This is a genomic window from Actinomadura verrucosospora, assembly GCF_039540335.1.
Lineage (GTDB): Bacteria > Actinomycetota > Actinomycetes > Streptosporangiales > Streptosporangiaceae > Spirillospora > Spirillospora verrucosospora.
Map to the genome: position 1 here is coordinate 20,710 of NZ_BAABEV010000060.1, position 21,460 is coordinate 42,169.

Consider the following 21,460-nt stretch of genomic DNA (forward strand, 5'->3'; position numbering starts at 1 on the left):
GCGCGGAGGAAGGTCTCAGCCGGTCCGCAGGGAACTCGCCCGAATCGCCAGTCGCTCGCGGAGCATGTCGACGGCCTCGTCGATGCGGGGCGCGGCGGCCTGCGCGCGCACGCGCCGGCCGTCGAGCTCGACGACGGCCTGGGCCAGGGCGGGCCGCGGCAGCGACCGGTCGGCCACCACGCTCAGCGTGACCTGGACGGACGTGACGCCGCCGATGCCGGTCAGCGCCTCCCGGACGGCGCGCTCGGCCGCCGCCCGCTCGTGGGCCGAGACGTCGCCCGAGGTCAGAAACCGGATCTCCGGTCGTTCACGGGTCACATTCATGGGTCCTCCCAGTTGCGTGGGACGTACTCGCCTGTCGAACGGCGGCCGCGACCGCCGCCCTGAAGGGTGAACGCCGCGGGCGCCCGGAATCGCGCCCGCGCGGGACGAGAGCTTCATCACTCGTCCGGCCGGCTCCGCGGAACATACTCAGGGGAATGTTGGCCAAATAAGTGGTCAGGGGACATTCACGAGGACGACGACAGCCCGCGAAATAGCCTGTCAGGATTGGACGCCCCCTTTGCGGGAGAGCCATCCGCAATTCATGCTCCGCCGTCGGCCCCAGTGCCGGGAAAATGACCTCGGCGGCGACTCCGATGCAACGGCTCTGCAACGTTCCGCAGCCGCATCGCCACCGACAGCACTGGTCACGGGGACTCCGCTGCGGCTTCGCGCACGTCAACCGCCGTTCGGGCACACCCGGACCGCAAGGCGGTATTCCTACTTCCCAAAAACGTCCGAGCATCCTCTAACATAGTGCGGTGCCGTTCCGCCCGCGAGCAGACCCGTCGACTGGCTGGTGACCCCTTGTCCCAGGATTCAGCTGCCCCAACACCTCCGGCCGAAGGTGATCCGGCCGGACGGCTGATCGATTATCCGCGCCGCGGCGGGCCCACTGTCCTGCGCATTCTCCTCGGCGCGCAGTTGCGGCGGCTGCGCGAGTCGCGCGGCATCTCCACCGAGCAGGCGGGCTACGAGATCCGCGGTTCGCACTCCAAGATCAGCCGAATGGAACTGGGCAGGGTCGGCTTCAAGGAGCGCGACGTCGCCGATCTGCTCACCCTCTACGGGGTCTCCGACCCCGCTGAGCGCGCCCCGCTGCTGGCGCTCGCCAAGGAGGCCAACACCCCCGGCTGGTGGCACCGGTACGGCGACATCCTCCCGAGCTGGTTCGAGGTGTATCTGGGGCTGGAGGAGGCCGCCTCCCTGCTGCGCACCTACGAGTTGCAGTTCGTCCCCGGGCTCCTGCAGACCGAGGACTACTCGCGCGCCGTCATCCGGCTCGGATACTCCGACGCCAGTGACGAGGAGGTCGAGCGCCGCGTCCAGATCCGCACCACCCGGCAGGAGCGGTTCACCTCCCCGGACGCGCCGACGCTGTGGGCCGTGCTGGACGAGGCGGTCGTGCGCCGTCCGCTCGGCGGCCGCGAGGTGATGCGCGACCAGATCCGGCATCTGATCGAGGTGTCGGAACTGCCCAACGTCACCCTCCAGATCGTGCCGTTCGGCGCGGGAGGGCACGCCGCCGCCGGCGGCCCGTTCACGATCCTGCGCTTCGCCGAGCCCGGCCTGTCCGACGTCGTCTACCTGGAGCAGCTCACCAGCGCGCTCTACCTCGACAAGCCGACCGACGTCGACACCTACATGCGCGCGATGAACAACCTGTGCATCACCGCCGAGCGCCCCGACGAGACGGCGCGCTACCTCACCCGCGTCCTGAACGAGCTGTGACCCGTGCGCCTCAAGGCGCGCCGCCGTCGATGACGCGCTGGTCCCGGCTCCGGCTCCCGCCGCGGAACTCCGCGATGACCTCCCCGCCGGGGACGCGCCGCACCGTGACGTCGTAGACGCCGCTCCGCCCGTAGCGGGTGCGTTCGACCGCCGTCGCCTCCAGGACGTCGCCGCCGCGCGCGCTCGCGACGAACACCACGTCGGCGGACGCCGCGACCGTCACGGAGTCATAGGTGTTGCACGCGTAGGCGAAGGCGGAGTCGGCGAGCAGGAACAGATAGCCGCCGTGGGCGATCCCGTGCCCGTTCACCATGGTCTCGGCCACCGTCATCCGCAGCCGCGCCCGCCCCGGCGCGATCTCGGTGATCCGCATGCCGAGGTCCTGCGCCACCTTGTCCTGCGCGTACATCGTCTCGGCGCACCGCCGCGCCACCTCCGCCGCATCATCCACCACGCCAGGGTAGTGATCCCGGGAAGGGCGGCCCCGCCTCGCGGGTTACAGAGGGGCGCCCCCATGGCCAGGGCAAAATGAGGAGAGAACCATGTTGTACGGCAAGGAACACGTCGAGCGGTACCAGGCGACCGACGGTGCGGAGGGACACGACTGGAACGGCACCGTCACCCTCCTGCTCACCACCACCGGACGGCGCAGCGGCAAGGAGCACACGACGCCGCTCATCTACCAGACGGAAGGCGACGCCTACCTCGTCGTGGCGTCCAAGGGCGGAGCGGACGAGCCGCCGCTCTGGTACCGCAACCTGCAGGACACCCCCGAGGTGAAGGTGCAGGTGAAGGGCGACAAGTTCACCGCGCGGGCCCGCACGGCGACACCCGAGGAGAAGCCGCCCCTCTGGCGGAAGATGGCCGCCACGTGGCCGGACTACGACGAGTACCAGAAGAAGACGGACCGCGACATCCCCGTCGTCGTCCTCGAACGCGTCTGAGACGCGGGGCGGCGCGGTTCACTTTCGCGCCGCGGCCGGGACGTGTAGCGTCGGCGTAGAACACTCATTCGACCGCCGTCCGTCCGAAGCAGCCGAGGTGCCGAGGTGCCGACGTCCCAGAGTGCTGACGCCAGAGACAGGGCCGACGCCGAACAGCGGGCCGGCGACGGCGGGCAGGCGGCGGACGACGGCGCCACCGGCGCGGATCCGCTTCCACCGCGGCTGCTGAAGCGCTGGGAGATCGGCGCTTCGGGCACGGCGACCCCGCTGGCGACCGGGCCGGGCGGCCGGAGCTGGCGCGTCGACGCGGCGGGCGGGGCGTTCTTCCTCAGGGAGCACACCGGCGCCGACCGGCGCCGCCTGCTGTTCCAGCACGGCGTCACGGCCGCGCTCGACGCGGCCGGCCTTCCGGTCCACGCGCCCGTGCCGGCGCGGAACGGCCGAACGCTGGTCACGGCCGCCGGCCGCGGATACGTCCTGTATCCGTGGGTCGGCGGCCGCGGCCGCGGCGGCCTGGAGCTGACGTTCACCCAGTGCGAGGCCCTCGGCGAGCTGCTCGGACGCCTGCACGCCGCGCTCGACGAGCTCACGCCGCCCGTCCAGCAGAGCATGCTCGTGCCGGCTCCGCGGGCCGCCGACGCGGCCGCCGCCGTCGAGGCGATGCTGCGCGACGTCCCGGACGGGGACGGCACCGACTTCGACGCGCTGACCGCGCGCCGTCTGCGGGAACGCCGCGCCCTGCTCACCGAGTTCGCCGGGCACCAGCCGCCCGACATCGAGGTGAGCACGGTCGGGCACCTGCACGGCTCGTTCCATGCCGAGCACCTCCGCTACGGCGGGTCGGGCAACGTCACCGCCGTGCTCGGCTGGGACGGCCTCACCACGGGCCCGGTCGCGGGAGAGGTCGTGCGCTCGGCGGCGCGGCTGTTCGCCTGCGAGGACGATCGCGGCCTCGATCTCGACCGCGTCCAGGCGTTCGTGCGCGGGCACCGCTCCGCCTTCCCGCTGGACGCCGGCCAGATCCAGTCGGCCGTGCACCGCGAATGGTGGGAGCGGCTCTGCGACGTCGCCCCGCTGCGGCACCGCTACCTCGGCGAGGACGGCGCGGGCGAGCGCGCTCCCGCCACGCTCGTGAGCTGGTGGTCGGCGCATCTCGACCGCACCCTCGACGCCTTCGCCGTGCCCTACACCGCCGTGTACGCCGACGCGCCGGGCGACAGCCCCGCCTACGGCTGACCGGCCGCCCCGCCGGTCGGACGGCGCGGCGGCGCATCCCGCCCTCCCGGCGGGTAAGGACCCTGCGGATGCGGATCGGACCGCGATGTGCGAGCCTCGTCCCGCACGATTATGTATCGAACAGTCCATAAGCAGTCCATAAGGAGGGGCAGATGACTCAGGTCGCAGTGCTCGGCACCGGGATCATGGGCGCCGCGATGGCCCGCAACCTGCTGCGGAACGGCCACGGGGTCGCCGTCTGGAACCGCACGGCCGCCCGCGCGGAGCCGCTCGCCGCCGACGGCGCCGCCGTCGCGGCCTCCCCCGCCGAGGCCGTGCGGGACGCCGACGTCGTCATCACCATGCTGAACGACGCCGAGACCGCCCTGGCGGTGATGGACGAGGCCGCCCCCGGGCTGAGCGCCGGGCAGGTCTGGGCGCAGATGGGCACGGTCGGCGTCGCGGACGTGCCCCGGCTGGCCCGGTTCGCCGACGGCCACGGGCTGGCGTTCGTCGACGCGCCCGTCCAGGGCACCAAGCAGCCCGCCGAGCAGGGCAAGCTCATCATCCTCGCGGCCGGGCCGCAGGACGCGCGCAAGGTTCTGGAGCCGGTCTTCGGCGCGGTCGGCGGCAAGACGGTGTGGCTGGACGAGGACGGCGCGGGCGGCGCGGGCACCCGGCTCAAGCTGGCCGCCGTGAGCTACGCCATCTCGCTGACGTCGGTCGTCGCCGAGTCGGTCGCGCTGGCGCAGGGCCTCGGGCTCGACCCGTCCCTGCTCGGCGAGGTCCTCACCGGCGGCCCGCTCGACAGCCCCTACCTGCAGGTCAAGATGAAGGCGATGCTCGACGGCGACTTCGAGCCGAGCTTCGCGGTCCGCAACGCCGAGAAGAACACCCGGCTCATCCACGACTCGGCCGCGGCAGCGGGCGTCCGCGTCGACGTCAACGACGCGGCGGGCGAGCGCTTCCGGCGCGCGATCGAGCAGGGGCACGGCGACGAGGACATGGCCGCCACCTACCGCGCGAGCTTCGCGGACTGAACCGGGCCGGCACCGGGCCGACTCGCGCGGGCGGGCGCGCCGGTACGGGCGCCGGGCGGCGCCGGGGTCAGGATGGTGCCATGGACGTACTGAGCAGCCGCATCCTGCTTCGCCCCGCCGACCCGGCGCTGACTCAGCGCTTCTACCGCGACGTGCTGGGACTCGCCGTGTACCGGGAGTTCGGTCCGGCCGACTCCCCCGGCGTGGTGTTCTTCCTCGGTCCGGGCCTGCTGGAGGTGTCGGGGCACGGCGGCGGCCGGACCGGGTCGTCGCCGATGCTCTGGCTCCAGGTCCGCGACGTCCGGGACGAGCACGACCGGCTCGCGGCCGCCGGCGCCCGCGTCACGCGGGAGCCGCGCGAGGAGCCGTGGGGACTGGTCGAGATGTGGATCGAGGACCCCGACGGCGTCAAGATCGTTATTGTGGAGGTGCCGGAGGGGCACCCCCTCCGGCGCGACCCGCGCTCCTGACCCGGCGGTGACGATGACCGGCGACTACTGGAACCACAACACGCACTACCACGGCGTCGTGCTGCGCAACGTGCCGCGCGGATGCGGCGAGGCGCTGGACGTCGGCTGCGGCGACGGCCTGCTGGCGCGCCGCCTCGCGCCCCGCGCGGTGCACGTCACCGGGCTCGACCGGTCGCCGGACATGGTCGCCGAGGCGGCGCGGTCGAGCGAGGGCGTCGGCAACGTCGACTTCGTCGAGGCGGGCCTCCTCGAATACGACCTGCCGGAGGACTTCTACGACTTCGTCTGCAGCGTCGCCGCCATCCACCACATGGACTTCGTCAAGGGCCTGACGGCGATGCGCGGCGCCGTCAGGCCGGGCGGCACCCTGGTGGTCATCGGCCTGGCGAGCAACAAGGGGCCGCGCGACCGGGCGTACGCGGCGGCCGGCCTCCCGGCGCACTACTTCCACCGGTTCCGCAACCGCCGGCGCGCGGGCGACCCCGACGCCCCGGTCATGGACCCCGACATGACGTGGGGCGAGGTGCGGGACGAGGCGCTGCGGCTGCTGCCCGGCGCCGTGTTCCGCAGGCACCTGCTGTGGCGCTACTCCCTCGTGTGGCGCAGGCCGCGCTGACCCCGTCCGGACCCCATAAAACTGGAAAACACTGGAAGTGTCGGGAAGTACCTGTACTGTCTGCCGCATGTCCCGGCCCCCCGGCGTCCCGACCCCCGACGAGCTGGAGGCGCGCATCACCGAGCTGCGCGCCGCCGTGCGCCGGGCCATGGCCGCCGGCGACCGGGTGCGGGCCCGCGAGCTGCGCGCCGAACTGCGCCGGGGCGAGGCGGCGTGGGACGACGCCGTCCTCGGCGAGACCACCGGGTCCGGCGCCCGCCGCGACGCGCACGCCGACCCGCGCGGCCTGCTGCCCGTCCGGGAGCAGGTCCACCAGGCCCTCACCCTGCTCGGGGCGCCCGCCGCGCCGAAGCTGATCGGGTCGGTGTACGCGGCGTTCTTCCCCGGCGAGATCCCCGGGAGCAGCCTGACGAGCCTGCGCCGCGACGAGGAGCGCTCCTTCCGCACCGCGCCGTACGCGCGCCCCTACTACCTGTGCGCCGCGCTGACCGCCGACCTGCTCGCCCCCGCGCGCGGCCTGCTCACCGTGAGCACGTGGCCGCTGGAGCAGCGCGTCGTCGGGCCGCTCAGCCCGCGCACCGACTTCCTCACCTGCGCGCTGCGCCTGGCCGAGCACGCCGGACGCGGGTCGCCGTCGCCGGACGTGCAGCGGCTGCTGTGGCGTTTCGCGTCCAACATTCCCGGTGCGGCCAGCGGTACGGTCGGTACAGTCGATCCGGCCGTGCTCGCCGAGGCCGCCCGGGCCGAGCTGGACGTGCACCGCGCCTCGGACCGGCGGCGGCGCGAGTCGGCCGCGGCACGCGCCCGGGAGCGGCTCGACGACGCCGAACGGCTGTTCGGCACCCGGCTGCGGGCCCTGCGGGATCCCGGCCGGCGCCCCGCCATCAACGGAGAGACGGACCGATGACCGACACCGCGCCGGACCTGGACCGGCTGCGCGGCGACGCGCCCCCGCGCAACCACGACGCCCGCACGATCGCCGCGCTCACGTCCAATCCGGGCTGCGCCCGCCGCGGGGTGATGGACGCGGCGGGCGTCGACAAGGACGCGGTCGCGCGGGCCCTGGGCTTCCCCGCGCCGTTCGGCCAGTCGCAGTTCGCGATCACGCGCGGGAACGCGTTCGAGGCGCAGGTGAAGGCGGACGGCTGCGCGGAGCTGCTGACGCTGCTGCGCGAGCGGCTCGGCCTCGCCGTCCCCGAGGTCGCCTACGACGACCTGGAGGTGGTCGCGGGCAACGAGGGCCGGGAGCTGCGGCACTCGCGCACCCGGCGGCTGGTCGCCCGCGCGCTGGAGACCGGCGAGGGGACGCTGTTCGACCATCCGCTGCTGCGGCTGGAGATCGCCGGGCGGCCCGCCTACCTGGAGCCGGACGTGATCGCGTTCCAGCTCGAAGGCCGGATGCACGTCATCGAGATCAAGTCGTTCGCGGTCGTGGACGGGCAGGCCGAGCCCGAGCAGGTCGCGGCGGCGGCCCGCCAGTCGGCGGTGTACGTGCTGGCGCTGCGGCGCCTGGCGGCCGAGCTCGGGCACGACCCGGCGCGCGTGTCGCACGAGGTGTTCCTCGTCTGCCCGGAGAACTTCTCGAACCGGCCCACCGCGACGCCGCTGGACGTGCGTCCCCAGCTCGCCGTCCTGGAACGGCAGCTCGCGCGCCTCACCCGCGTCGACGACATCCTCGCCGAGCTGCCGGACGACCTGACGTTCGCGCCCGGGGACGCGCTCGCGGAGTCCGTGCGGGCCGTCGAGGCGCGGTACGCGCCCGAGTGCATGGCGGGCTGCGAGATGGCGCTGTTCTGCCGGGACGAGGCGCGGGCGTGCGGCTCGACGGGCGCGCTCGGCCGGTCCGTCCGCGACGACCTCGGCGGCATCGACACGATCGGCGCCGCACTCGCGCTGGCGGACGGGTCGCTGCGTCCCTCCGACGACCTGGCCGAGACGGCCGAGCAGCTGCGCGCCGCGGCCCGGCTGCGCGACGAGGCGCTGCACGGGGCCGCGTGATCCGCCCATGAGTGCGCTGTCCTCGCTCGCGCGGTTGCAGGCGGCGGCCGCCGGGGTCGCGCAGCCGCTCGCGACCGTGCGGCACTGGCATGTCTCCGGCGCCCCGCTCGTGCTCGTCCCGTTGAAGCTCGCCGGGGAGGCGGCGGCGCCCCTGGCCGTGATGCTCGGCAGCGACCCCGACGACGCGACCCTGCTCGTGGTCCCGCAGCCGCGCAACCGCGACCTGCGCTTCGCCTTCGCGGCGAGCCTCGCCAAGCTCGTCCTGAACCACATCGAGACGAGCCGGGGCCCGGTCGAGGAGCTGCCGCCCGGCAAGGACGGCGAGGAGCGGATCCGGTACGGGGACGCGCCGCAGCTGCTCGTCCCGAACCGGGGCGGCGTCGCGTTCCTGCGGATGGTGGGCCGGTCGACGCGGTTCCGCAGCACCGAGGGCCCGTACGCGGTCGACCCCGCGGTACCGGTGCTCGGCCGGTGGCTGACGTGGTTCGCCGACCGCCACGACCATCCGGGGTCATCGCTGCTGGGGGCGGCGACCGAGCTGCTGCGGCTGCACTGGGCGACGGGCCAGAGCTCGCTGGAGGACGGCAACCTCGCCGCGCTGATGGGCTGGATCGACCCGCCGGACGGCCTCGACGGGCCGGCCGCGGCGGCCCGCGCCGAGGACCCCGTCGTCTGCCCGCCCGCGGGCCCGACGACCGACCCGACGTTCGACAACGAGGTCCTCGCCCCCGCGATCGCCGGCTACGACCGGTCGAACGGAGCCCCGGCGGCCGAGGAGCGGCTGCGCGCCGCGGTCGCGAGCCAGCTCACCCCGACCTGGGACCTGATGTGGCGGGCCGTCGAGCTGCTGCGGGCCCTGCCGGAGGGAGCGAGCGTCCCGCGCCGCTGGGAGCGCGACCGGGACGCCTTCACCTATTACCACCAGACGTTCGGCGAGGCGTATCCTCAGGCGCGCCGCGACCCGCCCGTCCGGGCGGCGCGGCGGCTGCACGACCTCGAACGCGCGCAGGACGCCTACGACGCGCAGCGGGCGTTCGACGATCCCCTGGTGATGGCCGAGCACCGGCTGGCCGGCCAGGCGTTCGGCGGAACGGTCACCGAGTGCGACCCCACCCGGCTAGACGAGACGGGCAAGCGGCCGAAGCTGCGCCCGCTGCTGCGGGTCGGCACGCGCGACCCGGTGCGGCTCGACGTCGGCACGACCGTGTGCAGCGCCGCCAGACCGGCGCTCAAGGGGAGGATCGTGGAGTTGGACGACGGCGGCGTGCTGCTGGAGCTGACCGGCGGGATGGGCCGCAAGCTCACCCCCGAGGCGGGCGCCGTCCCCGAGGTCGGCGACCGGGTGTGCTTCACCTCGCTGACGGAGGGCTCGTTCGGCGTGGCGAGGTTCCCCGACCGGGAGGACACGCCGTGGACGCACGGCGGGCCGCCCGTCGAGTACGTGCCGACCGACGAGGACGCCGAAGAGGAATGGTCGTGACCGGGCACGCGGGCCGCCATCTGGCGCCGGTGGCGGCGCGGGACCCGGAGCCGCCCCTGGAACCCGGCGAGGCCGCGGCGCGGGTCGTCGACGGCGTCCTGGCCGACCTCGGCGGCGGGCACCGCGGCGTGGTGGTCGACTCCCCGCCGGGAGCGGGCAAGTCGACGCTGGTGGTCCGCGCGGCCGCGCACCTGGCCGAGGCCGGGGAGCGGCTGATGATCGTGGCGCAGACCAACGAGCAGGTCGACGACCTCATCGACCGGATCGCCGCGAAGCACCCCGGCATCACGCTGGGGCGGCTGTCGGCGTCCGGCTACGTTCCGTCCGAGCGGGTCATGGCGCACCCGTCGGTGCGGGTGGCGCAGAAGGCCGACGACCTCGCCGACCGCACCGTCGTCATCGCGACGGGCGCGAAATGGGCCACGCTCTCGGACGGGTCGTGGCCGTGGGCGATCGTCGACGAGGCGTACCAGATGCGTTCGGACCTGCTGCTGCGCATCGCCGGGCGGTTCGAGCGGGCGCTGTTCGTCGGCGACCCCGGCCAGCTCGACCCCTTCTCCACCGTCGAGGTCGAACGCTGGGCGGGCCTGACCTGGGACCCGATGCGCAGCGCCGTGTCGGTCCTGCTCGCGCACAACCCGGAGCTTCCCGTCCACCGGCTGCCGGTGTCCTGGCGGCTGCCCGCGTCGGCGGCGCCGGTGGTGTCGGAGGCGTTCTACCCGTTCACCGGGTTCCGCGCCGGGACGGGCCCGGGCGACCGGAGGCTGGAGTTCGCCGCGCGCGGCATGGGCACCACCTACGACCACGCGCTGGAGGAGGCGGCGGCCACCGGGTGGGCCCTCTACGAGCTGCCCGCCCGGCACACCCTGCGCACCGACTCCGAAGCCGTGCGCGCGACGGCGGCGCTCGCCGTCCGGCTGCTGCAGCGCGGCCCCGTCGCGCACTCCGAGCTGGGCTCCGAACCGGTGGACGCCGCGCGCGTCGCGATCGGCGCGGCCCACCGCGACCAGGTCACCGCGATCCGCGCCGCGCTCGGCCCGCACGGCGAGGGCATCACCGTCGACACCGCCAACCGGCTCCAGGGCCGCGAGTACGACGTGACGGTCGTGCTGCACCCGCTGTCGGGGCGCCGCGACGCGACCGCGTTCCACCTGGAGTCGGGACGGCTGTGCGTGCTGGCGTCGCGGCACCGCCACGCGTGCGTCGTGGTGGCGCGCGCGGGCATCCCCGAGCTGCTGGACGCGCATCCGTCCGCCGAGCCGGTGCACCTCGGCGTGCCGGTCAAGTTTCCGGACGGGTGGGAGGCGAACCAGGCGGTCCTGGCCCATCTGGCCAAGCACCGCGTCGTCGGCGGCTAGCCGGCCCCGGGAGTGCGCGACGGCCGGTCAGACCCGTCCGGCGGTCGCGGCCCAGCGCCCGTCGTGCCGGCTGATAGTGATCGGATGGTCGAAGCACGCGCTGACCAGCTCGGTCGTGAGGACCTCGCCGGAGGGTCCGGAGGCGAGCACCCGGCCCTCGCGCAGCAGGAGCGCGTGGCTGGTGCTGACCGGCAGCTCCTCCAGATGGTGCGTGACGAGCACCGTGGTCAGGTCGGGGCGCTCGGCGCGCAGCTGGTCGAGGGCGGCGAGCAGCCGCTCCCGGGCGGCGACGTCCAGGCCCGTGGCGGGCTCGTCGAGCAGGAGCAGCGGCGGGTCGGGCATCAGCGCCCGCGCGATCAGCGCGCGTCCCCGCTCCCCCTGCGAGAGGTTCGGCCAGCGCGCGTCCGTGCGGTGCGTGAGGCCCATCAGCGCGATCAGCTCGTCCGCGCGGCGCAGCTCCCCCTCGGCGGGCGTCCAGCGCGGGACGAGCTCGATGGTGCCCGTCGCGCCGGTCAGGACGATCTCGCGGACCGTCCGCGCCGACTCCAGGGGGTGGCGCGGGTTGACCTGCCCGATCAGCCTGCGCAGCTCCTGGACGTCCACGCGGCCGAGCCGGCGCCCGAGGATCTCCGCCGTGCCGCGCGTCGGGTGGGCGTAGGCGCCGAGGACGCCGAGCAGCGTGCTCTTGCCGGCCCCGTTCGGGCCGAGCAGCGCCCAGTGCTCGCCGCGCAGCACCGTCAGCGTGACGCGGTCGAGCAGCGTCCGCCGCTCGCGCACCAGATCGATCTTGTCGGCGTTCAGCACGACGTCGGGCACGGGACCTCCCGTTCGAGAGCACGGTATGTGGGCACGCGGGAGATGTGCGGCGTGCGGACGCGGGAGACCGGGGTCGCCGGGGCGGATGCGTCGGTGAAGGGTCATCACCGTACCCGAACGCCGCGGCCTGGTACGAGCGAGGCGTCCGGCCGGATACTGTGAGAGCCGGTGCCCCAGGGATCGGGGAGGGACATGGAGGACCTCGGCTTCATGTGCGCCCGCTGCGGCGGCGAGGTGCACGACGTGACGCACAACCGCGAGGGCACGCTCGACGGCGTCGGCTACCGCCACAACCGGCGGGTGGAGCCGTGGGACCACGAGCTGGAGCTCGCGGTCGGAGAGCCCGCCCCGCTCGACCGGGTATGCGATTTCTGCGGCGTCGCCGCGCCGCAGTGGCTCTACTACCCGACGCTCGATCCCGACGACACCGAGATGTTCGAGGTCGAGCTCGACACCACGCACCTGTCGGACGACGACACCGCCGTGGCCGTCCTCAACATGCTCTATCCCTGGTACGGGTGCGACACGTGCTCGGTCCTCGTCGCCGACCGCAACGTCGACCTGCTCATCGCCCGCGCCCTCGACCGGACCCCCGTCCCCGCGGACGGCCCCGTCGACGAGGACACCGTCCGCGCCCGGCTGCGGGGCTCCCTCTCGGTCTTCTTCACCACCCGTCCGGGCAGGCCGCAGCCTTCCCGGGCCGTGTAGCGCGCGCGGCGCCCGGCTACCCCCGGGGGGTGGGATGTCGGTGGGGCTCAATATGATCGGTCCCGTTTTGGTTTGGTGTACGTGAGCACGGGGGACATAGAAATGATCATCGAGAGGCGGTTCCACGGGCCGGAGGGGTCGGGGAACGGCGGGTACGTGGCGGGGCGCCTGGCGGGGCGGGTGCCGATCGACACGGTGACCGTGACGCTGCGGCGGCCGCCGCCGCTGGAGACCGAGCTCGCCGTCACCGTGGAGGACGAGCGCGGGCACAGCGCGCGGCTGTGGGACGGCGAGCGGCTCGTCGCCGAGGCGCTGGCCGGCGCGATCGTGGTGCCGCCCATCGCGGCCGTCCCGTTCGAGGAGGCGCTCAAGGCGGCGGAGAAGTACCGGGCGGCGGAGAACCACCCGTTCCCCGGCTGCTTCGTCTGCGGGCCGGAGCGCGAGCCCGGCGACGGGCTGCGGCTCGAACCGGGCCCCGTCGCCGAGGGCACCGTCGCGGCGCCGTGGATCCCCGAGCGGGTGCCCGAGCGGGAGCTGGTGTGGGCCGTGCTGGACTGCCCCGGCGGCTGGTCGTTCGACGTCGCGGGCCGCCCGGCGGTCCTCGGCACGATGACGGCGCAGGTCATGGACGTGCCGGACGCCGGCGAGCGGTGCGTGGTGATGGGGTTCGCGCGCAGCCGCGAGGGCCGCAAGATGCACGCGGCGACGGCCCTGTACGGGGCCGACGGGCGGCTGCTGGGCCGCGCCGAGCAGATCTGGATCGAGGTCGATCCCGAGACGTTCGGGCGCTGACCGTCCGGCTGACGTTCCGACGGCGCAGCCGCCCGAGTCCGCCTGTTTCGGCGAGTTGTGTCGTCCGACACTGTCACGCGCGCCGGATCCGCTGTTCAATCTGAGCTTCCGCGGAAAACGGGAGGCCGATCGATGCGCGGAGACGGGTTACTCATCGTGGGGCTGGCGGCGCTGGCCGTGTACACGGGGGCTTACTGGGAGCACGCCCGCCGCGCCGCGGTGGACATGGGGCGGAGCCGCCGGAGGGTCCCCGCGCCGCGGCGCACCGCGGCGAAGGAGCGCGACCAGGTCCTGATGTCCGCCTCGGTGGCGGCCCTGGCGCTTGCTCTGCTTCTGGTGGCCGGCCTCGGCTGAGCCCGGGACGGCGCGGCCGGCCCGGGCGTCGATGGTCAGGGGCCGGTGAACAGGGGGTCTTCCCGGTCCGCGCCGTTGAGGGGGCGGACCTGGTTCGGGGGGTTGCCGCCCGGGGCGAGGTGGCCGCCGGTGGTCGAGGCGGGCGTCCCGTTCGGGACGGGAGGCTGGTTCGGGACGGGGGCCCCGAGAGGCGCCGGCGCGCCGGGGCGGGCCGGGACGCCGCCCGGGAAGGGGCCGCCGATCGGCGGCGGGCCCGGCGGCATGCCGGGCCCCGGGCCCGGGGCGGGGGCTCCGGTGGGCGGCTCGCCGGGCGGGGGCGCCGGGTGGCCTCCGCCTGACATCCGCCCCCCGGGCGGGAAGTTCGACGACAGCGTGTTGTGGGTGAGCTGGTCGATCTGGCGGCGGGCGCGGTCGGCCTCGGCGCGGGCGGCGTCGCGCTCCTCGGCGAGTGCGGTGAGGGCGGCCTGCTGCTCGGCGACCGACTGCGACAGCTGCCGCAGCTGCACCGCCTGGTCGTTCACCTTGGTGTTCAGCTCGTCCCGCTCGGCCGTCGCGGCCGCGGCCTGGGACAGCGCGGTGTCGCGCTCCTTGGCGGCCTCGTCGGCGCGGGCGTTGGCGCGGACGACCTCCGCCTCGGCCTCCGACTGGGCGCGCATCGCGGTGGTGCGCTCGGCTTCGGCCTTGCTGGCGGCCTGCATGGCGCGCTGCCGCTGGGCCTCGGTGTCGCGCATGGCGTTGCGCAGGTCCTCGGCGCCCTGCTTGGCCACCGCGGCCTCCACGCGCTGCGTCTCGGCGGCGCTCTCCGCCTCGGCGAGCTTGGCGTGCAGGCCGACGAGCTCGGCCCGGGCGGCCTCCAGCGCGGCGAGGAGCTCGGTCTCCCGGGCCGCGACCCGGTCGCGCTCGCTCTCGGCGGCGAGCTTGGCCGTCATGGACTGCTGCGCGATCTGGTGGGCCTCCTCCCACGCCTGCTGCGCGGCGTCGCGCTTGGCGGTGGCGAGCCTGGCCTCCTCACGGGCGCGGCTCGCCTCCCCTTCGGCCGTGTCGGCGCGCTTGCGGGACGAGACGGCCTCGTGCCACGCCTCCTCGGCCTTGCGCTGGGAGGCGTCGCGCTCGCTCTGCGCGATGGCGAGCTCGCGGGCGGCCTCGGCCCGCACCTCGGCGACGCGGCGCTCCACGCCGGCGACGCTCAGCTCGGAGGTCAGCGAGTCGGCGAGCGCGTCGGCGGCCCGCTCCATCCGCTCGACGATCTCCCACGCCGACGCGACCTGCCCGGTGAGGCCCGGCGCGTCCCGGCCGCGGTCGCGGCGCTCGCGCGCCTCGCGGGCGCAGGCGCCGTCGTTGTCCTGGCAGTAGCGGACGGTGCGGGCGGCGCCGACCGGCTGCGGGACGGGGCGACCGCAGTTGGCGCACGGCCAGACCGTGACCGGGTCGCCCATGCGCGCGACCGCGGTCTCGGCGGGCGCCCCGGCCCCCGTGCCCTGGTACGCCGAGCCCTTGTGCGCCGTGCCCTCGGAGACCGCGCCCTGGGGAGCCGCGGCCGTCTCCTCGGGGCCGCTATTGTCGCGCTCATCGCTGTTAGGCATGGAATGAACCTTACGCACCCCTGCCCGTCACTGCAGTGACTTGGGTGGTACATGTGGGGGCGCCCACTTCGCCGGAAAGTGAGCGGCCAACTCGTCGGTGGCCTCGATGAGGCGGTCCCGCGTGCCGGGCTCGCCGCCGCCGTGCCCGGCGTCCTCGACGACGTGGAATCTCGCCTCCGGCCACGCGCGGTGCAGGTCCCACGCCTGCTCCAGCGGCGTCTTCACGTCGTAGCGCCCGTTCACGATCAGCGCGGGGATGTGCCGGACGCGGTCCACGCCCCCGAGCAGCCCCTCGGGCGGGAGGAAGCCTCCGTTCGCGATGTAGTGGTGCATGATGCGGGCGAAGGCCACCGTCACCGCGTCGTCCAGCTCCGGCGGCGGGACGGGCAGGAGCGTGTTGGCCGCCATCTCCCACGCGGCCCAGGCGCGGGCGGCGGGGAGCCGGACGGCCGGGTCCGGGTGGCCGACGCGGCGGCCGTAGGCGGCCAGCAGGTCGTCCTGCTCGGCGGGCGGGATCGCGTCCCGGAACGCGGCCCACTCGGCGGGGAACAGCCGCGCCGCGCCGGTGGGGGTCAGCCCCCACGGCTCGTCCCACGGACGGACGAGGTAGATGCCGCGCAGCACCATGGCGGCGACCCGGTCGGGGTGCGTCTGCGCGTACGCGAGCGCGAGGGTGCTCCCCCAGCTGCCGCCGAACACGAGCCAGCGTTCGATCGACAGGTGCTCGCGCAGCCGCTCCATGTCGGCCACCAAGTGCGGCGTGGTGTTGCGGTCGAGCGGCACCGCGGGGTCGCCGGCGCCGGGCAGGCTCCGGCCGCAGTTGCGCTGGTCGAACAGGACGACGCGGTACCGGGCCGGGTCGAAGAACCGCCGGTGGTCGGGCAGCAGCCCCCCACCGGGCCCGCCGTGCAGGAAGACCGCGGGCAGTCCGTCGGGATTGCCGCAGGTCTCCCAGTAGACGCGGTCGCCGTCGCCGACGTCCAGCAGCCCGGAGTCGTAGGGCTCGATCGGTGGGTAGTACTCCCGCAAGGCCATGTCCCAGTATCACCCGACATGATCACGCGTCGTCCCGCCGCTCCCCCGCCCGCGTGACCCGCTACCCTCCCGGCATGACGCAGTCGACGTGCACGCAGTGCGAGGGCGACGACCTCGAACCGGGCTTCATCGAGGACGCGGGCGAGCACTCCAAGGGCTACGCCCGCTGGATCCTCGGCCCGCTGGAGAAGGGCTTCCTCGGCGGCGCGAAGCGCATGGGCCGGCCCCGCTGGCAGATCGACGCCCTGCGGTGCCGCCGGTGCGGGCACCTGGAGCTGTTCGCGCGCACGCCCGTCTAGAGCTGGGCCATCGCCTTGCGGATGCGCTTGTCGGAGACGGGGAAGCGCGTGCCGAGCTGCTGGGCGAAGAGGCTGACCCGCAGCTCCTCCAGCATCCAGCGGATCTGCCGGGCCGGCTCCTCCTCGCGCCGGGACGGGGGAAGCCGGCGCAACGCCTGGTCGTACTCCTGCGCCAGCACCTCGACCTGGTGCGCGAGCATGCGGTCGCGTCCCGGGTTCTCGGGAAGCTTGTCGAGCCTCACCTGCAGGGCGCGCAGGTAGCGCGGCAGGTCCGGCAGCCGGGCCCAGCCGGTCGCGGTGACGAACCCCGGCCGCACCAGCGTGCCGAGATGGCCGCGGACGTCGGTGAGCGCGGGCACGAGCGTGAGACTCGCCGTACCGCGCAGCCGCCGGTCGATCTCGTGCGACTCGGCGAGGATCCGCTCGACCAAGGCGACGATCTGGGCCGTCGCGTCGTGCAGGTCGGCGCGGACCCGGTCGTACAGGGCGCGGAAGCCGTCCTCGTCCCACGCGGGCCCGCCCGCTTCGGCGATGAGCCGGTCGGCGGCGGCGGTGACGCAGTCGTCGAACAGCGCCGCGACGGAGCCGTGCGGGTTGTGGCTGAGCGCCAGCTTGCCCTGGTTGGTCAGGCGGCTCTGGATGAGCTTCACCGGCGACGGCGCGTTCAGCAGGATCAGCCGCCGCGTGCCGAGCCACATCGCGCGGCGCTGCTCGGCCTCCGTCTCGTACATGCGGACGGCGACGGCGTCGCCCTCGTCGGTGAGCGCCGGATATGCCTTGACGTCGTACCCGGCCTGGTTGCGCTCGTAGGTGCGGGGCAGCTCGCCGATCGTCCACGCGGTGAGCCCGGACCGCTCGATCGTGGACGCGGCCTTGGACAGCGTCCCGCGCACCTTCCCGGCGAGGCGGCGTTTCAGCTCGTCCAGGTCGGTGCCCTCCCCGAGGGTCCGGCCCGCCGCGTCCAGGACCCGGAAGGTGATGCGCAGGTGGGCGGGCAGCCGGGACGGGTCCCACGCCTCCCGCGCGACCGGCACGCTCGTCATCGCGGTCAGCTCGCGCTCCAGGGCGTCCAGCAGCGGCTCGGTGCGCGGCGCGACGCGGTCGAGGATCTTGCGGGCGTAGTCGGGCGCCGGGACGAAGTTGACGCGCAGCTGCTTCGGCAGCGACCGGATCAGCTCGGTGACCAGTTCGGCGCGCAGGCCCGGCACCTGCCAGTCGAAGCCGGCGGGCCGCACCTGGTTGAGGACCTGGACGGGGATGTGCACGGTGACGCCGTCGGCGTCGGTGCCCGGCTCGAACTGGTAGGTGAGCCGCAGCCGCAGCGCGCCCTGCTGCCACACGTCCGGGTAGTCGGACTCGCTGACGCCGCCCGCCGACTCGTTGATGAGCATCGACTTCTCGAACCCGAGCATGTCGGGGTCGGCGCGCCGGGCCTTCTTCCACCAGGCGTCGAAGTGCCGCCCGGAGACGACGTCCTCGGGGATCCGCGCGTCGTAGAAGTCGAAGAGGGTCTCGTCGTCGACGAGGATGTCGCGGCGCCGGGCGCGGTGCTCCAGCTCCTCCACCTCGTCCAGCAGGGCGCGGTTGTCGTGGAAGAACCGGTGGTGGGTCTCCCAGTCGCCCTCGACGAGCGCGTGCCGGATGAACAGCTCGCGCGACAGGGCCGGGTCGATGGCGCCGTAGTTGACGCGGCGGTCGGCGACGATCGGGACCCCGTAGAGGGTGACCTTCTCGCGCGCCATGACGGCCGCCTGCTTCTTCGACCAGTGCGGCTCGCTGTAGTTGCGCTTCACCAGGTGCTGCGCGAGGGGTTCGACCCACTCGGGCTCGATCCGGGCGTTGATCCGCCCCCACAGCCGGGACGTCTCGACCAGCTCCGCCGACATCACCCAGCGCGGCGGCTTCTTGAACAGCGACGACCCCGGGAACACCGCGAACTTCGCGCCCCGGGCGCCGAGGTACTCCTGCCCGCGCCGCTGCTTGTCCTTCTTGTCGACGTCCATCAGCCCGATGTGGGACAGCAGGCCGGCGAGCAGCGAGGTGTGGATGCGGTCGGGCGGCGCGTCGGCGGTGTTGAGCGTGACGCCGAGGGACCTGGCGACCTGCTTGAGCTGGCCGTGCAGGTCCTGCCACTCGCGGACGCGCAGGTAGTGCAGGAACTCGTTCTTGCACATGCGGCGGAACGCGCTGCCCGACAGCTCCGCCTGCCGCTCGCGCAGGTAGTTCCACAGGTTCAGGTAGGCGAGGAAGTCGGAGCCGGGGTCGGCGAACCGGCGGTGCCGCTCGTCGGCGGCCTGCTGGTTCTCGGCGGGACGCTCGCGCGGGTCCTGGATGGACAGCGCCGCCGCGATGATCAGCACCTCGCGGACGCAGCCGTTGCGGTCGGCCTCCAGGATCATGCGCCCGAGCCGGGGATCGACGGGCAGCTGGGCCAGCCGGCGGCCGAGCGGGGTGAGGCGCTTGCGCGGGTCCTTCTCGGCGGGGTCGATGGCGCCGAGCTCGTGCAGGAGCTCCACGCCGGCCTTGACGTTGCGGCGGTCGGGCGGCTCCACGAACGGGAACGCGGCGATGTCGCCGAGGCCGAGCGCGGTCATCTGCAGGATGACCGACGCGAGGTTGGTCCGCAGGATCTCCGGCTCGGTGAACTCCGGGCGGGACTCGAAGTCCTCCTCGGAGTACAGCCGGATGCACACGCCCTCGGAGACGCGGCCGCAGCGGCCCTTGCGCTGGTTCGCCGAGGCCTGCGAGACCGGCTCGATCGGGAGCCGCTGCACCTTCAGCCGGTGGCTGTAGCGGGAGATGCGCGCGGTGCCGGGGTCGACGACGTACTTGATGCCGGGGACGGTCAGCGACGTCTCCGCGACGTTGGTGGCGAGCACGACCCGCCGCCCGCGGTGCGGCTGGAACACCCGGTGCTGCTCGGCCGACGACAGCCGCGCGTACAGCGGCAGGACCTCGGTCGTCCCGCGCCGGCGGGTGAAGTGCTTGGTGAGCGCGTCGGCGGTGTCGCGGATCTCCCGCTCGCCGCTGAGGAACACCAGGACGTCGCCGGGCTCCTCGCGGCCGAGCTCGTCGACCGCGTCGACGATCGCCTGGACCTGGTCGCGGTCGGGGTCGGCGGACGGGTCGTCCGGGTCGGTGACGGGGCGGTACCTGACCTCGACCGGATAGGTGCGCCCGGACACCTCCACGATCGGCGCGTCCCCGAAGTGCGCGGAGAACCGCTCCGGGTCGATCGTCGCGGAGGTGATGATCACCTTGAGGTCGGGGCGGCGCGGCAGGATCTCCCTGACGTAGCCGAGGAGGAAGTCGATGTTCAGGCTGCGCTCGTGCGCCTCGTCGATGATGAGCGTGTCGTACTGGCGCAGCAGCCGGTCGGTCTGGATCTCGGCGAGCAGGATGCCGTCGGTCATCAGCTTCACGAGCGTGTCGTCGCTCGACCGGTCGGTGAAGCGCACCTTGTAGCCGACGGTCTCGCCGAGTTCGGTGCCGAGCTCCTCGGCGATGCGGTCGCCGACCGTCCGCGCGGCGAGCCGCCGCGGCTGGGTGTGGCCGATGGAGCCGAGCACGCCCCTGCCCAGTTCGAGGCAGATCTTGGGGATCTGAGTCGTCTTGCCGGAGCCGGTCTCGCCCGCGACGATCACGACCTGGTGGTCGCGGATCGCGGCGAGGATGTCGTCCTTCTTCTGCGACACCGGCAGCTGCGCCGGATATGTGATCTCGGGCACGGCGAGACGCCGCCGCTCGACCCGCCGCTCGGCGGCCTCGACCTCGGCGGCGATCTCCTCGGCGACCTTCGCCCGGCGCGCGGCGTCCCGCGTCTTCTGGGCGCCGTCGATCCTGCGGCGCAGCCGGTGCTGGTCGCGCAGCATCAACTGCGGCAGGCGCGCGCGCAGGCCGGCGAGCGGCGATTCCACACTCGTCCCCATAACCATCGACAAGGATAGGGTTCCAGGCCCCCAGGGCCCCGCTCACCCCACAACCTTCGCACCGTAGCCGGAACACCCCGGCCAGTGCGATCCATTATCCGGCCCTTACAACGCCGTGCCGGTAAGCCGCATTCCTCCTCCCCCGGCCACGATCCGCGCCTGATCCTTCACCCAAAGCCACTGCGCGGGGCCCGGCCCGTCATTCATGATTGGGAGACGTGGAGACCCCGATCGCCGCCGGGCGCTACCGGATCGACAGCCACCTCGGATCCGGCGGCTTCGCCTCGGTCTGGCTGGGGCACGACCCCGACCTCGACTCCCCCGTCGCGATCAAGATCCTGGCCGGCCACTGGACCCTGCGCACCGACGTGCGGGACCGGTTCGTCCAGGAGGCGCGGCTGCTGCGCCGCGCCGACTCGCACCGGCTGGTGCAGGTCTTCGACATCGGGGAGCTGCCGGACGGCCGGCCCTACTTCGTGATGACCTACGCCGACCGCGGCACGCTGGCCGAGCGGCTCGCCGACGGGCCGCTCCCGCCGGGCGAGGCGCTGCGCACCGCACAGGAGATCATCCGGGGCGTGCAGGAGCTGCACGACCTCGGCATCGTGCACCGCGACCTGAAGCCGTCCAACGTGCTGCTGCGGTCGGCCCCCGGCGGCGGCGAGCGCATCATGATCGCCGACCTCGGCATCGCGCGCACCGGGGAGCACCTGTCGAGGCTGACGCTGCCCGCCGGATCGCCCGGCTACATGGCGCCCGAGCAGACGCAGGTGGACGGCGCGCCGGACCGCCGCGCGGACGTCTACGGCCTGGGCGCGCTGACCCACCACCTGCTGACCGGGGAGCCGCCGGCCATGCCCCCGCGCCCGCTCGGGCAGACCCTGGCCGCGGTCCCCTCCGGGGTCGGCGCGGCCGTGATGCGCGCGCTCGATCCCGACCGTGACAGGCGCTGGGCGACGGCGGCGGACTTCGGGGAGGCGCTGGCGCGGGCCTCCGGGGAGACGCGCACCCGCGCGCTCGCGCCGAGAGGGCGCCCGCCAGGCGGGCACC

Annotated in this window: 21 protein-coding genes; 15 read left to right on the forward strand and 6 right to left on the reverse strand. The window is 74.1% G+C overall.

Annotated features, from left to right (window positions below; all coding sequences use genetic code 11):
• Positions 1 to 15: 15 nt before the first annotated feature.
• Positions 16 to 324: a hypothetical protein gene (locus ABD944_RS38405; protein WP_345186027.1), complete on the reverse strand. Its 309-nt coding sequence runs from the start codon at positions 322 to 324 to the stop codon at positions 16 to 18.
• Positions 325 to 906: 582 nt separating this feature from the next.
• Between ABD944_RS38405 and ABD944_RS38410 the strand changes: the two genes are divergently transcribed.
• Positions 907 to 1,773 carry a helix-turn-helix domain-containing protein gene (locus tag ABD944_RS38410; protein ID WP_345186073.1) on the forward strand — a complete coding sequence of 289 codons (867 nt, stop codon included), beginning with the start codon at positions 907 to 909 and terminating at the stop codon, positions 1,771 to 1,773.
• Positions 1,774 to 1,783: 10 nt separating this feature from the next.
• Here the strand turns inward: ABD944_RS38410 and paaI are convergent, their stop codons facing one another.
• A complete protein-coding gene (gene paaI / locus ABD944_RS38415) occupies positions 1,784 to 2,224 on the reverse strand; it encodes a hydroxyphenylacetyl-CoA thioesterase PaaI (RefSeq protein ID WP_378191194.1) in 441 nt (146 codons plus the stop codon).
• 91 nt (positions 2,225 to 2,315) lie between these two features.
• Here paaI and ABD944_RS38420 point away from each other — a divergent pair, with 91 nt between their 5' ends.
• From ABD944_RS38420 to ABD944_RS38460, 9 genes are all read left to right on the forward strand, one after another.
• On the forward strand, positions 2,316 to 2,717 hold the full coding sequence (locus tag ABD944_RS38420) for a nitroreductase family deazaflavin-dependent oxidoreductase (protein ID WP_345186030.1): 402 nt from the start codon (positions 2,316 to 2,318) through the stop codon (positions 2,715 to 2,717).
• A 105-nt stretch (positions 2,718 to 2,822) separates the two neighbouring features.
• Positions 2,823 to 3,953 (forward strand): phosphotransferase enzyme family protein, encoded by a 1,131-nt coding sequence (locus tag ABD944_RS38425; protein WP_345186033.1) that lies wholly within the window; start codon positions 2,823 to 2,825, stop codon positions 3,951 to 3,953.
• A gap of 152 nt (positions 3,954 to 4,105) precedes the next feature.
• The gene (locus ABD944_RS38430; RefSeq protein WP_345186036.1) at positions 4,106 to 4,972 is read left to right on the forward strand and encodes an NAD(P)-dependent oxidoreductase; all 867 of its coding nucleotides are present in this window, start codon (positions 4,106 to 4,108) and stop codon (positions 4,970 to 4,972) included.
• A gap of 80 nt (positions 4,973 to 5,052) precedes the next feature.
• Complete coding sequence (locus ABD944_RS38435; RefSeq protein WP_345186038.1) at positions 5,053 to 5,442, forward strand: VOC family protein; 390 nt, start codon at positions 5,053 to 5,055, stop codon at positions 5,440 to 5,442.
• 13 nt (positions 5,443 to 5,455) lie between these two features.
• Positions 5,456 to 6,058, forward strand: coding sequence for a class I SAM-dependent methyltransferase (locus tag ABD944_RS38440; RefSeq protein ID WP_345186040.1), 603 nt, complete (start codon positions 5,456 to 5,458; stop codon positions 6,056 to 6,058).
• A gap of 67 nt (positions 6,059 to 6,125) precedes the next feature.
• Entirely contained in the window at positions 6,126 to 6,965 is an 840-nt protein-coding gene (locus ABD944_RS38445; protein ID WP_345186043.1) for a hypothetical protein, read from the forward strand.
• Positions 6,962 to 8,056 carry a hypothetical protein gene (locus tag ABD944_RS38450; protein WP_345186045.1) on the forward strand — a complete coding sequence of 365 codons (1,095 nt, stop codon included), beginning with the start codon at positions 6,962 to 6,964 and terminating at the stop codon, positions 8,054 to 8,056. Before ABD944_RS38445 ends, ABD944_RS38450 begins: the two co-directional genes overlap by 4 nt.
• Positions 8,057 to 8,063: 7 nt before the next feature.
• Positions 8,064 to 9,536 carry a hypothetical protein gene (locus ABD944_RS38455; RefSeq protein WP_345186048.1) on the forward strand — a complete coding sequence of 491 codons (1,473 nt, stop codon included), beginning with the start codon at positions 8,064 to 8,066 and terminating at the stop codon, positions 9,534 to 9,536.
• Positions 9,533 to 10,894: an AAA family ATPase gene (locus ABD944_RS38460; RefSeq protein WP_345186050.1), complete on the forward strand. Its 1,362-nt coding sequence runs from the start codon at positions 9,533 to 9,535 to the stop codon at positions 10,892 to 10,894. Before ABD944_RS38455 ends, ABD944_RS38460 begins: the two co-directional genes overlap by 4 nt.
• A gap of 27 nt (positions 10,895 to 10,921) precedes the next feature.
• Here ABD944_RS38460 and ABD944_RS38465 read toward each other — a convergent pair whose 3' ends face one another.
• Positions 10,922 to 11,710, reverse strand: coding sequence for an ABC transporter ATP-binding protein (locus ABD944_RS38465; protein ID WP_345186052.1), 789 nt, complete (start codon positions 11,708 to 11,710; stop codon positions 10,922 to 10,924).
• Between the two features lie 192 nt (positions 11,711 to 11,902).
• Here ABD944_RS38465 and ABD944_RS38470 point away from each other — a divergent pair, with 192 nt between their 5' ends.
• From ABD944_RS38470 to ABD944_RS38480, 3 genes are all read left to right on the forward strand, one after another.
• Positions 11,903 to 12,418 carry a hypothetical protein gene (locus ABD944_RS38470; RefSeq protein ID WP_345186055.1) on the forward strand — a complete coding sequence of 172 codons (516 nt, stop codon included), beginning with the start codon at positions 11,903 to 11,905 and terminating at the stop codon, positions 12,416 to 12,418.
• Positions 12,419 to 12,520: 102 nt separating this feature from the next.
• The gene (locus ABD944_RS38475; RefSeq protein ID WP_345186057.1) at positions 12,521 to 13,210 is read left to right on the forward strand and encodes a hypothetical protein; all 690 of its coding nucleotides are present in this window, start codon (positions 12,521 to 12,523) and stop codon (positions 13,208 to 13,210) included.
• 132 nt (positions 13,211 to 13,342) lie between these two features.
• Positions 13,343 to 13,564, forward strand: a complete 222-nt coding sequence (locus ABD944_RS38480; RefSeq protein WP_345186060.1) for a hypothetical protein — start codon at positions 13,343 to 13,345, stop codon at positions 13,562 to 13,564.
• 35 nt (positions 13,565 to 13,599) lie between these two features.
• Here the strand turns inward: ABD944_RS38480 and ABD944_RS38485 are convergent, their stop codons facing one another.
• Together ABD944_RS38485 and pip are read right to left on the reverse strand one after the other, a co-directional pair.
• The gene (locus tag ABD944_RS38485; protein ID WP_345186062.1) at positions 13,600 to 15,147 is read right to left on the reverse strand and encodes a coiled-coil domain-containing protein; all 1,548 of its coding nucleotides are present in this window, start codon (positions 15,145 to 15,147) and stop codon (positions 13,600 to 13,602) included.
• A gap of 27 nt (positions 15,148 to 15,174) precedes the next feature.
• Complete coding sequence (pip, locus tag ABD944_RS38490; protein WP_345186079.1) at positions 15,175 to 16,176, reverse strand: prolyl aminopeptidase; 1,002 nt, start codon at positions 16,174 to 16,176, stop codon at positions 15,175 to 15,177.
• 80 nt (positions 16,177 to 16,256) lie between these two features.
• Here pip and ABD944_RS38495 point away from each other — a divergent pair, with 80 nt between their 5' ends.
• Positions 16,257 to 16,481 carry a hypothetical protein gene (locus ABD944_RS38495; protein WP_345186064.1) on the forward strand — a complete coding sequence of 75 codons (225 nt, stop codon included), beginning with the start codon at positions 16,257 to 16,259 and terminating at the stop codon, positions 16,479 to 16,481.
• Here the strand turns inward: ABD944_RS38495 and hrpA are convergent.
• A complete protein-coding gene (gene hrpA, locus ABD944_RS38500) occupies positions 16,478 to 20,410 on the reverse strand; it encodes an ATP-dependent RNA helicase HrpA (protein WP_345186067.1) in 3,933 nt (1,310 codons plus the stop codon). The two genes, ABD944_RS38495 and hrpA, sit on opposite strands and share 4 nt — an antisense overlap.
• A gap of 218 nt (positions 20,411 to 20,628) precedes the next feature.
• Here hrpA and ABD944_RS38505 point away from each other — a divergent pair.
• A partial coding sequence (locus tag ABD944_RS38505) for a serine/threonine-protein kinase (RefSeq protein WP_345186070.1) occupies positions 20,629 to 21,460 on the forward strand: 832 nt, incomplete at its 3' end.

Coding starts and splice junctions, on each gene's coding strand:
- ABD944_RS38470 (WP_345186055.1), top strand. CDS start 11,903: ATGGAGGACCTCGGCTTCATGTGCGCCCGCTGCGGCGGCGAGGTGCAC.
- ABD944_RS38495 (WP_345186064.1), top strand. CDS start 16,257: ATGACGCAGTCGACGTGCACGCAGTGCGAGGGCGACGACCTCGAACCG.
- ABD944_RS38420 (WP_345186030.1), top strand. CDS start 2,316: ATGTTGTACGGCAAGGAACACGTCGAGCGGTACCAGGCGACCGACGGT.
- hrpA (WP_345186067.1), bottom strand. CDS start 20,410: ATGGGGACGAGTGTGGAATCGCCGCTCGCCGGCCTGCGCGCGCGCCTG.
- ABD944_RS38430 (WP_345186036.1), top strand. CDS start 4,106: ATGACTCAGGTCGCAGTGCTCGGCACCGGGATCATGGGCGCCGCGATG.
- ABD944_RS38480 (WP_345186060.1), top strand. CDS start 13,343: ATGCGCGGAGACGGGTTACTCATCGTGGGGCTGGCGGCGCTGGCCGTG.
- ABD944_RS38485 (WP_345186062.1), bottom strand. CDS start 15,147: ATGCCTAACAGCGATGAGCGCGACAATAGCGGCCCCGAGGAGACGGCC.
- ABD944_RS38450 (WP_345186045.1), top strand. CDS start 6,962: ATGACCGACACCGCGCCGGACCTGGACCGGCTGCGCGGCGACGCGCCC.
- ABD944_RS38440 (WP_345186040.1), top strand. CDS start 5,456: ATGACCGGCGACTACTGGAACCACAACACGCACTACCACGGCGTCGTG.
- ABD944_RS38455 (WP_345186048.1), top strand. CDS start 8,064: ATGAGTGCGCTGTCCTCGCTCGCGCGGTTGCAGGCGGCGGCCGCCGGG.
- ABD944_RS38445 (WP_345186043.1), top strand. CDS start 6,126: ATGTCCCGGCCCCCCGGCGTCCCGACCCCCGACGAGCTGGAGGCGCGC.
- ABD944_RS38405 (WP_345186027.1), bottom strand. CDS start 324: ATGAATGTGACCCGTGAACGACCGGAGATCCGGTTTCTGACCTCGGGC.
- ABD944_RS38435 (WP_345186038.1), top strand. CDS start 5,053: ATGGACGTACTGAGCAGCCGCATCCTGCTTCGCCCCGCCGACCCGGCG.
- ABD944_RS38475 (WP_345186057.1), top strand. CDS start 12,521: ATGATCATCGAGAGGCGGTTCCACGGGCCGGAGGGGTCGGGGAACGGC.